This is a genomic window from Acinetobacter sp., assembly GCF_036659555.1.
In the GTDB taxonomy this organism is placed as follows: Bacteria; Pseudomonadota; Gammaproteobacteria; order Pseudomonadales; family Moraxellaceae; genus Acinetobacter.
Genome location: NZ_JAVXCI010000021.1, coordinates 19,007 through 31,629, shown reverse-complemented (window position 1 = coordinate 31,629; position 12,623 = coordinate 19,007). Strand labels below are relative to the sequence as shown.

Below are 12,623 nucleotides of genomic sequence, written 5' to 3'. Positions count from 1 at the left end.
AAGAAATCTTCTCTGGTGACAATGCTCTTAAAGCGCACGATGATGCTAAAAACACCATGAACCAATTCGCTGCTCACTAAGCACTGAACTGATTCAAAAAACCCTGCGCAAGCAGGGTTTTTTTATGGCCGAAGGCCGCGATTTCCGGCAGCTGCGAATCCTGCGCGGGCCAGCTTTACTGTTTCAGCGCGAACAGGCCAAATGCCGAGCCGGCTTCTTTTTAAATGCAGGCCTCATTGCCGCGGCGTTTAAGCGCCGTACAGGATGGAGAGGCCTTTAAAGCGCTATTGCTGAAAGATAATAATTGCCCATGTCAGGAAAATGATGCTCAGGGCGACAAACTGGGCTGCGCTGCCCATATCTTTGGCATTTTTAGACAGTTCGTGGCGTTCCAGCGAAATGCGGTCTACCGCAGCTTCAATCGCGGAGTTAAACAGCTCCACAATCAGCGCCAGCAGGCAGGCAGCGACCATTATGGCCTGTTCAGCGCGGCTGACATCCAGAAAGAAGCTGAGCGGAATCAAGACGGCGTTAATGAATACAATCTGGCGGAAGGCGGCTTCATTCTGAAAGGCGGTTTTAAAGCCGGAGATGGAATATTGCGTGGCATTCAGCACGCGCTTAATGCCGGTTTTGCCTTTAAACGGAGAGGATGCGGTCATATTGGGGCTTGCAGTTTGAAATTCAGCCTATCTTAAAGCATGAAGCTGAAAGAAATCTGAAAATTTGATTTAAATTCCAGACCTTATTTTATTGGACAGGCGCAGGTTTAAGTTGGCGGCCTGCGCTGCATCGGGCAGGACTAAAGAAAAGCTTCAGTATTGCTTAAAGAAAGCGGCGGTTTTCAGGCAGAATTGCGCCGGAATCTGCTGCTGAAGCATTCTGCCGGCATTTTTACTAGGTTTGGCTTTGAGGCATGCCGGTGTCAGCAGGAATGCGGATCTGAACAGGCGCGGGCCAAATGGCGGGCTTATCCGGCCTTTATCTTCACAGTTTCTTCACATTGCTGCCTGTTTCACTGTTTTCTGTTGGCTGGGCTTGTTTTTTTTAGCTTAGTCACTGAATATCCATACTTATTTGTTATTAAAACCTTCACGTCCTATAACAAAGCCAAACTGCGAGTAATTCAGCCTGATGCTGTCCAAATTCTTTATCCACCGTCCCATTTTTGCAGGCGTTCTAGCCATTATGGTGATGGCCGCCGGCCTGTTCGCTGCGCTGAATCTGCCTGTAGAGCGCTATCCCGACATTGCGCCGCCCAAAATCAATGTCAGCGCAGCCTATGCCGGGGCTTCTGCGGACACGGTGGAAGAAAGCGTTACGCAGGTTCTGGAACAGCAAATCAAGGGCATTGATAACCTGCTGTATTTCAGCTCCAGCAGCGATTCCTCCGGGCGCAGCCGCATCAGCATCAGCTTTGAAAACGGCACCGACCCTGATACCGCGCAGGTACAGGTGCAGAATGCCATCAATGGCGTGATCAACCGCCTGCCGGAGGATGTGCAGCGCCAAGGGGTAAATGTCTATAAATCGCTGGGCGACACCCATATGGTGATTGGCCTGTATGATGCCTCAGGCAGAAGCTCCAGCATTGAATTGTCAGATTATCTGATGACGCATCTGGAACAGGATATTGCCCGGATTGAAGGTGTGGGCGAGGTTGATGTTTTCGGTTCGCAGTATGCCATGCGCATTTGGCTGAACCCGCTGCGGCTGAAGCAGTACAGCCTGATGCCAAGCGATATCCGCGCCGCCGTAGAGGCGCAGAATACTCAGGTGGCTGCCGGCGCGGTGGGCGATTTGCCGGCGCTCAAAGAGCAGTATCTGAATGCCAAAGTCACTTCAGGCTCACGCCTGAAAACCGCGGAAGAGTTTGAAAATATCATCATCAAATCCGCGCGTGACGGCAGTTTTGTGTATTTGAAGGATGTCGCCCGGATTGAGCTGGGCGCGGAAAACTACCAGTCCTTTAACACCATCAACGGCTATGAATCGGCGGGCATGGGCATTTCATTGGCGTCCGGCGCCAATGCGCTGCAGACTTCCGCGCTGATTCAGCAGGAAGTGGCGCATTTATCGCAGCAGCTGCCGGCCGGCTATAAAATTGTTTATCCGCGCGACAACACGCCCTTTGTGCAGGAATCCATCAAGGAAGTGATTAAAACCCTGTTTGAGGCAGTGGCCTTGGTGGTGGCGGTGATGTTTCTGTTTCTGCAGAACTGGCGCGCAACCTTAATTCCGGCCATTACTGTGCCAGTGGTGATTTTAGGCACCCTAGCGGTTCTGTACGCCGCCGGCATGACCGTCAACACCTTGACCCTGTTTGCCTTGGTGCTGGCCATCGGCCTGCTGGTGGATGACGCGATTGTGGTGGTGGAAAATGTGGAGCGGCTGATGCATGAGCAGGGCCTGACGGCTAAGCAGGCATCGATTGCATCCATGCAGGAAATCAGCGGCGCGCTGGTCGGCATTACTTTGGTGCTGACCGCGGTATTTATTCCGATGGCATTCTTTGGCGGATCGACCGGGGTGATTTACCGGCAGTTCTCCATCACTTTAGTGGCTGCCATGGCGCTGTCTCTGATGGTGGCGCTGATTTTAACCCCTGCATTATGCGCAATCATCTTGAAGCCGAACCCGCAGCAGGCTGCATGGGCGCGCCGGTTTAATCAGAAACTGGACGCGCTGAAAAACAGCTATGCAGGCCTTTCGCAGCGCGCCATGCAGCATAAAGCGGTTTGCCTTGTGCTGTTTTCCGGCCTGATCTGCATTTTTGCGCTGTTTTACCGCGCCTTGCCGACCAGCTTTATTCCCAGCGAAGATCAGGGCATGCTGTCGGTGCAGTTTAAGCTGCAGGACGGCGCGCCGATGTCCAAAAGCCGCGAAGTGGGCGAATCCATCCGCCAGTATTTCCTTGAGCATGAAAAAGACAGCATCAGTCTGGTGATGATCCGCTATGGGCGCAATTTTTCCGGCACAGGGCAGAATCTGGGGCAGGGCTTTATTGCGCTGAAGCATTGGGATGAGCGTTCAGGCAGGGAAAATTCCGCGCAGGCCATCCGTGAACGCGCCATCCAGCATTTTAAACAGCATCCCAATGCGCAGGTGACGGTCAGCATGCCGTCTTCAGTCAGCGGGCTGGGCCAGACCGATGGACTGGAGTTCTGGATCCGCGATATGGATGGCCAGGGCCGCGGATATTTAGAGGACAAGTTCAAAGCCCTGCAGCAGCGCTCGGCTGAGTACAGCAGTTTTGAAAATCTGGATAAAAAATCCAATCCGGACAAAGCCGAACTGAAAGTCAATATTGACCAGAAGCAGGCGATGGCTTCGGGCCTGAGCCAATCCGCGATCAACAGCACGCTGTCCGCGGCTTGGGGCGGCGCCTACATTAATGACTTTATAGACCGCGGGCGGATTAAGCGCGTGATGATGCAGGGCGATGCTGAATTCCGCTCCAAGCCGGAAGACTTGCAGTACTGGCATGTGCGCAATGATCAGAATCAGATGATTCCGTTCAATCAGTTTTCTGCGGTGGGCTGGAGCGGCGGGCCTGAAGCGGTTAAGCGCTTCATGGGCTACACCGCGCTGCAGCTGGAAGCGGATACCGCCAAAAATGTCAGTTCGGGGCAGGCGATGCAAGACGTGCAGCATCTGGCGGAGCAGGAATCCGGCATAGATGTGGCATGGAGCGGCCTGTCCTATGAAGAGCGCCAATCCAGCAATCAGGCGCTTTGGCTGTATCTGGTGTCTATCGGTTTTATTTTCCTGTGCCTGGCTGCGCTGTATGAAAGCTGGAGCATTCCTGCTGCAGTGATGAGCGCGATTCCTTTGGGCATCGGCGGCAATATTCTGTTCAGCTATTTCGCGGGCTTTCCGAGCGATATTTACTTCCAGATTGCGCTGCTGACCGCCATCGGCCTGTCCTGCAAAAATGCCATTTTAATTGTGGAGTTTGCCTCACTGGTGCAGCAACAAGGGCGCAGCGCGGCCGAAGCTGCGCTGGAAGGCGCGGCCTTGCGCTTGCGCCCGATTTTAATGACCTCTTTGGCCTTCGGCGCCGGGGTGATTCCGCTGGTTTTCGCTTCCGGCGCCGGGGCAGCCAGCCGTCAGGAAATCGGCGTCAGCGTTTTAGGCGGAGTGATTTTCGGCACCGTGCTGGTGCTGGTATTTATTCCCTTTATGTATGTCATGATCCGCAGCATATTCAGGCTGAAGCGTGAGGAATAAATAACTCTTTGAATTGTTGGAGTTTTGAAGCAAGAGTTGAGCTGGATGAAAATTATCCGTATCATGGTCGCGCCGTATAAACGGTCAAATAAGGATTTATTCCCTAAATGGACAGGCATTGTTGTCATCTATTCCTATTTTCAGATTTTGATATTCATCTTGCTCAGGATGAAGGCGCTGCGGATGCTCTAAAATAAAGAGTCCGGGCCTCCTTAATGCTGCGCAGGATGCACGGCAAAGGGGCTTTTTATGGGCTTTAATAACTTTCTTTACCTTTTAAATGATGCGCTGAGCCGCAGGCAGATTGAGCTGGCGCTGGATTCGGTCAAAACCTTCCGGGCTGCCGACTTGGCCGATGTGCTGGCGCAGCTTCCCTTGGAAAACAGCCAGCTGCTGCTGCAGCATTTGCCTGACCGCGCCTACGTCTTTTCCTATTTGGCGCCTGAAGTGCAGGTCAGATTCGCCAATGTGCTGGCGCGCAATACGCTGGCCGAAATTGTCGGAGAAATGTCTTCAGACAAGCGCGCAGACCTGTTCAAAAAACTGGACCGCGGGCAGCAGAATGCCTTGCTGCCGGCATTGGCGCAGGCCGAACGGGAAGATATCCGCCAGCTGTCCTCTTATCTGGAAGGCACTGCCGGCGCGGTCATGAGTTCGGAATACGCGACCTTAAAGCCTGAATTGAGCGTGAGGGAAGCCATTAACATGCTGCGCCTGGAAGCGCCGGACACAGAAACTATTTATTTTGCCTATGTGCTGGACGAAGCGCGCAAGCTGCTGGGCGTGGTTTCATTAAAGCAGCTGATTTTGGCGCAGGAAGAGCAGCATGTTTCCGAGCTGATGGCGACCAATCTGGTGTCGGCTTATGTAGATGCGGATCAGGATGAAGCCGCTAAAACCATTGCGCGCTATGACCTGCTGGCTTTGCCGGTTATTGACCGGCAAGGGGTGATGGTCGGCATCGTGACCTATGATGACGCCATGGATGTGGCCAGTGAAGAGGCGACAGAAGATTTCCTGAAAGCCGGCGCGGTGAATGCCGGCGCTAAGCTCAGCCTGAAATCTGCGCCAATTCTGCAGCTGTATCAGAAGCGAGTGTTTTGGCTGGTTTTTCTGGTCTTCGGCAGCCTGCTTTCCGGACTGGGGATTGCGCATTTTGAGGAGATTATCACCGCCCATATTGTGCTGGTGTTTTTCCTGCCGCTGCTGGTCGGCAGCGGAGGCAATGCCGGCTCGCAGTCTGCAACCCTGATGGTGCGCGCCTTGGCCACCGGCGATGTGCATTTTAAGGACTGGTTTTACCTGCTGGGGCGGGAAAGCCTGGTAGCGCTGTGCCTGGGCGGCACAATGGCCATTGCGGTTTCGGTTTTAGGCTATTTCCGCGGCGATGAAATGGTGGCGCTGGTGCTGGCGCTGAGCATGCTCGGCATTGTGCTGATGGGCTGCTTAATCGGCATGAGCCTGCCGTTTATTCTGAACCGCTTTGGCCTGGACCCCGCCAGCGCTTCCGCGCCTTTAGTCACTTCTATTTGCGACGCCACTGGGGTGCTGGTGTATCTATTTATCGCCGCGCAGCTGCTGTTTTAGCGCTGGCATTGGCGGGCGGATAAGCTAATCCAACATACTTTATCCTAAAATTATGCTTTATTTTCAACAGTACAGATCAGTTTGGGCCAGTTATGCCAGTAAAAGCGCAGGAAAAAAAATTAACCCGGCAGGAAGTGATCCGCTTGGAACGCGATTTGGCGAAATTCGCCAATATGATGGATTCCGTGGTGCGGATTCCATTCACCCGGCAGGGCGTCGGCGCAGACGCCGCCTTAAGCGCCATTCCGGTGGCCGGCGATGCCGCCGGTTTTGCGCTGACCTGCTATGCCATTTATAAAGCCCGGCAGATTGGCGTGCCGCAGGAAAAGCTGAGCCCTGTGCTGAGAATGGCGATGCTCGATGCTGTGGTCGGATTCATTCCAATTTTAGGCACAGTCTTTGATATTTTTATCCGCCCCAGCCGCAAAGCGCTGGAGGTGGTGCATGAGCATATCCGCACGGAATATCAGATCCGCAGCGATGCGCATGTGGTGCATCCTTTCCTGCACGAAAATCTGGAAAAAAAGCAGCAGCGGTCGGCTTTTTGGCGCAACCCTGCAGCAGCCTGGATCTGGCTGCATATTCCAGACCTTTTAGGCCTGCTGTTTATTCTGCTGCTGTTTTTTGCCATGTGGATGGGCGGGACATGGCTGTGGCAGTGGTTTCAAGGCATCAAGGCCGGATAAGCATATGGCGTTGCTGCGGCTGCGCTTATGGGCAGTCCAGCTGCTGCAGAGCCGCCACGCGCTGTTCAATTGACGGGTGAGTCTGGAACAAGGCAGCCAAGCTGAATCCCTGTTCCTTGCCTTCCGCAATCGCAAACGCTTTCATTTCCTTCGGCATCTGATCCGGCATTTCGGACTCAGCCTGCAGGCGCAGCAGCGCTGAAATCATCGCCTGCTTGCCGGCTAAGCGTGCGCCGGCTTCATCTGCGCGGTATTCGCGGTGGCGCGAGAACCACATGACAATGGCGGAAGCCAGAATGCCGAAGACGATATCCAGCACAATCGTAATGATGAAGTAGGCAATGCCTGGCGCTTCGCCGTCTTCACGGCCAAAGATGTTGCGGTCAATAAAGTCGCCGGCAATCCGGGCGAAGAACATCACGAAGGCGTTGACTACGCCCTGAATCAGGGCCAGCGTCACCATGTCGCCATTGGCGACGTGGCCAATTTCGTGCGCCAGCACAGCGCGCAGCTCATCTTTATTCATGCGTTCCAGCAGGCCGGTCGAAACAGCCACTAAGGCATCGTTTTTGTTCCAGCCCGTTGCAAATGCATTGGATTGATAAGACGGGAAAATGCCGACTTCAGGCATTTTAATGCCGGCGCGCTGAGCAAGCTGGGCAACTTCCTGCAGCAGCCATGCTTCAGCCTGGCTGCGGGGAGCATTTGGGTCAATAAGCTCGGTACCGGTGGTTTTTTTCGCCATCCATTTAGACATGAACAGTGAAACCAGAGAGCCTGCCATACCAAAGACAAAACAGATTACCAGCAGGTTGCCGATGTTTAATCCTCCGGCGCCATGGTAACTGCCGACACCGAAGAGTGACAGGATAATGCCCGCCACAACCAGTACCGCGAGGTTGGTTAGCAAGAACAAACCAATCCGCATCATTGAGAAAATCCTCTTATAAGATAAAAATAATCTGATTTGCTAATTAAAATCATTGACTCAAATATGAGGTGAAAGCCTCAATAATTCAAGGGAAAAATAGTAAATCAGCGGCAAAAACTAAAATAAGCCGGGTTTATTCATTCAGATAAATGCGCGCGGATGCCGTGGCATTGGCCGTGGCGTAAGAGCCGGAGGGCGCGTCGGTAAAGCCGCCTTCAGCAGTCTGAATGATAGGGCGCTGCTGCCGCGTCGCTTTGATTTCAGGCGCAGCCTGCTGCGCATAGCTGCCGGAACTGGCAATGATCTGGCCTTGGGAGGGCGAAGCGCTGCTGATGCCTGCGCCGCCGGCATACAGGTTGTTGTAGCGGCTGGTGACGCGGCGCACATAGTCCTGCGTTTCGCGGAACGGCGGAACGCCGCCGTATTTCTTCACATTGCCTTCGCCGGCATTATAGCCGGCTAAAACCAGTGCGGTGTTGCCGTTAAAGCGCTTGAGCAGCCACGCAAGATATTTTGCCCCGGCATTAATATTCTGCTGCGGATCATAGGCGTTCGATACATTAAAGCGCCGGGCTGTCGCCGGCATCAGCTGCATCAGGCCCTGCGCGCCGACAGGCGAGCGCGCATTGACATTGAAGCCGGACTCGGTATGCATCACCGCTTTAATCAGGCCCTCAGAAACGCCATGCTGCTGGGCTGCCTGCTTAATGATATGGTCAAAGGCGTTTTTATTGCGGCTGTAGCTCGGCAAAACGGAAGCTTCGCTTGAACCCCAGTTGCTGTAGGAGTGAATATTGCTGTCAGGATAATAGGTCGCTTTGACTTTGGTCAGCGAGCGGTCGGAGCTTTTGCGGTTGGTCAGCAGGGTGCTGCCTTTATTGTCTTTGTAGATATAGATTTGACCGGCGTGAGCAGCTGCAGCGCCCGATAAGGCAGCCGCGGCGCAGCATGCATAGAGTGCAAATATCCCAAATTTATTTTTCATTGTAGTATTAGAAAAAATTCTGTCCCCAAAACAGTTAGCTAAGAGTTTAGCAAAAAAAAGCCTGCTGCGCAGGCTTGCGCTGCTTATTTCTCAGCTGCTTTGTAAAAAGCAAGTCCATTTGATGATGGAATAATCAAAAAAAAATTTAATTTATTTTTATCCGGCATCGCTTGACAGTATTAAGTTATTGAAAATTAATAAATTTTAAATTGATCAAAAAGTGATCAATTTAAATAGAAGCCTTAAAAGGTGGGCAAGTCACCCTGTCAAGCCGCTTTAAATCCACAAAGTTATCCACAGGTTTTGTGGAAAACTGTGGAAAAGTCCAAAAGATAAGCATCTTGGCGGAAAAATGAACGCAAACGTTCAAAATAGCATGGGCTGCATGACCTGCAGATGACATTATTTTTACATTTTTCCGAAATCGCATTCTTTTGATGCGGGACGGGACTGAATCGGATAAAATTGCGCGGTATTTTTATTTATGGGTAAATCTCGTCTATGTACTCGCCCGTTGAGTCCGAACAAGGATTTAATTTCAAGCCCGAACTGCCGACCAGTTCCGCATACCACCGTTTGCTGAAGAAGCTCCGCCGCCAGGTGGGGCACGCCATCCGTGACTTTAAAATGATCGAAGACGGCGACAAGGTAATGGTGTGCATTTCCGGCGGTAAGGACAGCTATACCTTGCTGGATATCATGCTGCAGTTTCAGCGCATTGCGCCGATCAGCTTCGATGTGGTGGCAGTCAACCTAGACCAGAAGCAGCCGGGCTTTCCGGAAGATATCCTGCCGCGTTATCTGGAAGAAAATAACATTCCGTATTACATTCTTGAAAAAGACACCTACAGCATCACCAAGCGCCTGACGCCGGAAGGCAAGACCTACTGTGCGGTCTGTTCGCGCCTGCGCCGCGGTTCGCTGTACGGCTTTGCGCAGGAAATCGGCGCAACCAAAGTGGCCCTGGGCCATCACCGCGACGATATTTTGGCGACCTTTTTCCTGAACCTGTTCCACGGCGGCAGCTTAAAGGCCATGCCGCCTAAGCTGCTGTCGTCAGACAAAAAGAACATGCTGATCCGTCCTCTGGCCTATGTGGAAGAGAAGGACATCATCAAATACGCGGAAATGCGCAAGTTCCCGATTATTCCATGCAACCTGTGCGGTTCGCAGGAAAACCTGCAGCGCGCCATTATTAATGGCATGCTGCGCGAATGGGACAATGCGCATCCGAAACGCCTGCACAGCATTTTCGGTGCGCTGCAGAATGTTTCGCCTTCGCAGCTGGCGGACCGCGAGCTGTTTGATTTTGAAGCGCTGGATGGCCAGCGCGAGTTTGACTTCAAGGGCAGCTGTTCTGCCGAAGAGGCTGTGGAAGGCGAGAACAAGCGCATCAACATGGTCAATCTGGGCTATGCCGCGGAATAGCCGCCGCCGGAAGCTGAAAAAAGCATCTTTAGTTTAAAGGTGCTTTTTTTATGTTTTTGATTTATATCAAAGCTGTACAAGAAATATAAAAACTGAACGCTGCGTGCAAAAAACTTTAGGCAGAAATTCCTTTTACATGCTATAACAGGCTTCAAGCACAATAGCTTCAAAAGATGCGGCCTGGATAGGCTTCACGCAATGAACAAATAAATTGAGGAAACATCATGCCTGCTTTTCTAACTGATGATTGGTTTTCAACTGTTGAAACTCTTACCGCGCAAGCCGGCGACTTGAACCTGCCGCCTGCGCTGGCGAACCTTGCAATCAATCTGGTGGTTGCGGATGCTTCAGGCAATACTGAATTATCTTTAGATGGCGGCGCAATTAAGAAAGGCCTTTCCGGCAATGCCAAAACCACGCTGATTATGGATGGGGAAACTTTGCGCAAAGTATTCCTTGAGTTTGACATGGCTGCCGCCATGCAGGCATTCATGACGGGCAAAATCAAAGTGCAGGGCGACATGTCCCAGCTGATGGCGCTGCAGACGGCGAAGCCGAGCCAAGAGCAGAAAGACCTGTTCAAGCGGGTGCTGGAGCAGACTGCTTAATCCGCTTTCAGCAAGAAAAAAAGCTTACCTTAATAAAGGTAAGCTTTTTTTATGCCGCAGTCTTTTGCAGTCAGATGTTCACCAGCTGCGGCGTGGTCTTGATGTGCTCCAGATAGGCGCGGATGCGCGTCACATACTGCACCGCCTGGCGGTAGCGGCCATTGCCGGCTTTGTTGCGGTCTAAATAGGCATACAGGTTGACCCACTGGTCCGGGTCTTTGCCTTGCGCCTTAATGCGCGACTGGATCTGATTTACGGCGCCAGGCCCCATATTGTACGCCACCAGCGCATACCAGTTGCGGTCCGGAAATGGAATGTCCGAATAGCGGTTCAGCATCTGGTCATAGTATTTTGCGCCGCCCTGAATGCTTTGCGCAGGATCGGTGCGGTTGCTGACCCCCATGGCCTTGGCTGTGCTGCTGGTCAGCATCATTAAGCCGCGGACGCCTGTGGGAGAAACAGAGTTCGGCTTCAGGTAAGACTCCTGATAGCCGATGGCGGCCAGCAGATGCCAGTCCAGATCATACTGTTCGGCAGTGCGCTGAAAGCTCGCCTTGTAAATCGGCATGCGGCTGTTCAAATCGCGCTGAATCGAATTCCACGATTCCTGCTTGATCAGGTTGCGGTTATAGAATGAGGCCAGCTGCTGCAGGATGCCGTTTTGCTTGGAGCGGCAGACAAAGCCGCTGGCGGTTTGGCTAAGCGGGTCATCGGCATGCTTGAACACCCAGTTCAGGTCTGCATTCAGGCCATTTTTCTGCAGGGAAGAAGTTTCACCGCAAGAGGCGGAAAATGAAGTCAAATGCTTTTCTTCAATGCTCTGGATGCTGGCAGTGGTCATGGCGAAACTGGCTTTGCCCTGCTTGACCCATTTCAGCGCTGTGGCATTGTCATCCACGGTTTTAAACTCAAGCTTGACATTCAGGCTGTCCGCATAGTTGCGGACCAGGTCATAGCCGAAGCCATGAAAATGCTCGCTGTCTTCAAAGACGGTGGTTGGATTGACCACGGAAACAACAACAAGCTTGCTGCTGTTGACAACGTTATCGAACTGATAAGCTGTTTTGCTTGCGTTAATGCTGTGGAATGGAAGAACTACAGTACTGAAGGCAAGCGCTTTAATTGAGATGGATTTTAATGAGCTAAGGCAAAGCCTCGACCCAGACGTTGAACTACTGTGCATGTTGTCTCCGCTACAGGTATTTATGCCCTAAAAAGCCAAGGCGGCAGGCCTTAAACTTTTACAAGTTAGATAAATTCGATAAGGGTTGGGCAGTCATGACGTCATTCAAAATGACTAGGGAAAGAATCGAAAATTATGCAGAAAAACTGCAACGGTTAAAAAGTAAGCTGAGTGAAAAGATGTGCGAATAATAAAGATGAAAAAAAGCCTTGTCAAATTTTGTACTGGAATTATTTAAAATGTGTAACATAAGTGTATAATTTAATTAAGGAATTAATTTTATAAACTTCTTTTGTGCAGAAAGCGGGGATAAAATGCCCATTTTATGTAACTTAAGCCTAACTGCTGAAGCCTCAAATTATTATGAAATCTAACTTAATTACCCGCGGCGGGCATGATTTGCTGGCCGCTGAGTTAAAGCGCTTGTGGCATGAAGAGCGGCCGGAAATCACCCAGAAAGTCAACTGGGCAGCCAGCCTGGGTGACCGCTCAGAGAATGCCGATTATCAGTACAATAAGCAGCTGCTGAGGAAAATTGACCGGCGCGTCCGCTATCTAGGCAAGCGTCTGGAAGAGCTGCGGATTGTTGATTATTCTCCAGAACAGGCGGGGACGGTTTACTTTGGCGCATGGGTTGACATTGAAAATGAAGCCGGCGGACAGCGGACTTTGCGCATTGTCGGCGTGGATGAAATTTATGACCATCATCCGCAGCATATTTCCATTGATTCACCCATGGCGCGCGCGCTATTGGGCAAGCAGGTGGATGATGAAGCGGAAGTGATGACGCCTGCTGGAAAAAAACGGTGGTATATCAATGCAATCCGCTATGAGCAGCCTGAAAGCCCGCTGAATTTGCAGCGGTGATTTTATTTTGAGCAGTTGAAGCGCCAAATGCCGAAAAGTATTTGCCAAATTGCGGTTTTATTTATATTATGGCGCACATGGAAGCGTGGCAGAGCGGTTTAATGCACCGGTCTTGAAA

At 51.8% G+C, this 12,623-nt stretch carries 11 protein-coding genes and 1 tRNA gene (1 of these 12 cut by a window edge); 8 read left to right on the top strand and 4 right to left on the bottom strand.

Annotated elements, in window-relative coordinates; genetic code table 11:
* Positions 1–80: hypothetical protein (locus RSA72_RS14580; RefSeq protein ID WP_443098347.1), on the top strand; the 80-nt coding region annotated here is incomplete at its 5' end.
* A 204-nt stretch (positions 81–284) separates the two neighbouring features.
* On the opposite strand, the gene RSA72_RS04660 is transcribed toward RSA72_RS14580, so the two are convergent.
* Positions 285–662, bottom strand: a complete 378-nt coding sequence (locus tag RSA72_RS04660; protein WP_332623710.1) for a diacylglycerol kinase — start codon at positions 660–662, stop codon at positions 285–287.
* A 472-nt stretch (positions 663–1,134) separates the two neighbouring features.
* Between RSA72_RS04660 and RSA72_RS04655 the strand changes: the two genes are divergently transcribed.
* The 3 genes from RSA72_RS04655 (at position 1,135) to RSA72_RS04645 (ending at position 6,503) form a co-directional block, all read left to right on the top strand.
* The gene (locus tag RSA72_RS04655) at positions 1,135–4,230 is read left to right on the top strand and encodes a multidrug efflux RND transporter permease subunit (RefSeq protein ID WP_332623708.1); all 3,096 of its coding nucleotides are present in this window, start codon (positions 1,135–1,137) and stop codon (positions 4,228–4,230) included.
* 249 nt (positions 4,231–4,479) lie between these two features.
* The gene (mgtE, locus tag RSA72_RS04650; protein WP_332623707.1) at positions 4,480–5,817 is read left to right on the top strand and encodes a magnesium transporter; all 1,338 of its coding nucleotides are present in this window, start codon (positions 4,480–4,482) and stop codon (positions 5,815–5,817) included.
* A 92-nt stretch (positions 5,818–5,909) separates the two neighbouring features.
* Positions 5,910–6,503, top strand: a complete 594-nt coding sequence (locus tag RSA72_RS04645) for a DUF4112 domain-containing protein (protein ID WP_332623705.1) — start codon at positions 5,910–5,912, stop codon at positions 6,501–6,503.
* 25 nt (positions 6,504–6,528) lie between these two features.
* Here RSA72_RS04645 and htpX read toward each other — a convergent pair whose 3' ends face one another.
* Both htpX and RSA72_RS04635 read right to left on the bottom strand, forming a co-directional pair.
* Positions 6,529–7,434, bottom strand: coding sequence for a protease HtpX (htpX, locus tag RSA72_RS04640; protein ID WP_332623712.1), 906 nt, complete (start codon positions 7,432–7,434; stop codon positions 6,529–6,531).
* A gap of 133 nt (positions 7,435–7,567) precedes the next feature.
* Positions 7,568–8,419 carry a lytic transglycosylase domain-containing protein gene (locus RSA72_RS04635; protein ID WP_332624023.1) on the bottom strand — a complete coding sequence of 284 codons (852 nt, stop codon included), beginning with the start codon at positions 8,417–8,419 and terminating at the stop codon, positions 7,568–7,570.
* 501 nt (positions 8,420–8,920) lie between these two features.
* Here RSA72_RS04635 and ttcA point away from each other — a divergent pair.
* Complete coding sequence (gene ttcA / locus RSA72_RS04630) at positions 8,921–9,847, top strand: tRNA 2-thiocytidine(32) synthetase TtcA (RefSeq protein ID WP_332624024.1); 927 nt, start codon at positions 8,921–8,923, stop codon at positions 9,845–9,847.
* Positions 9,848–10,071: 224 nt separating this feature from the next.
* Complete coding sequence (locus RSA72_RS04625; protein ID WP_332624025.1) at positions 10,072–10,455, top strand: SCP2 sterol-binding domain-containing protein; 384 nt, start codon at positions 10,072–10,074, stop codon at positions 10,453–10,455.
* 70 nt (positions 10,456–10,525) lie between these two features.
* Here the strand turns inward: RSA72_RS04625 and RSA72_RS04620 are convergent, their stop codons facing one another.
* Positions 10,526–11,638, bottom strand: a complete 1,113-nt coding sequence (locus tag RSA72_RS04620; protein WP_332624026.1) for a transglycosylase SLT domain-containing protein — start codon at positions 11,636–11,638, stop codon at positions 10,526–10,528.
* Positions 11,639–12,001: 363 nt separating this feature from the next.
* Here RSA72_RS04620 and greB point away from each other — a divergent pair, with 363 nt between their 5' ends.
* Positions 12,002–12,505 (top strand): transcription elongation factor GreB, encoded by a 504-nt coding sequence (gene greB, locus RSA72_RS04615; RefSeq protein ID WP_332624027.1) that lies wholly within the window; start codon positions 12,002–12,004, stop codon positions 12,503–12,505.
* A gap of 79 nt (positions 12,506–12,584) precedes the next feature.
* A tRNA-OTHER gene (locus tag RSA72_RS04610) sits at positions 12,585–12,623 on the top strand; it runs 60 nt beyond the window's last position.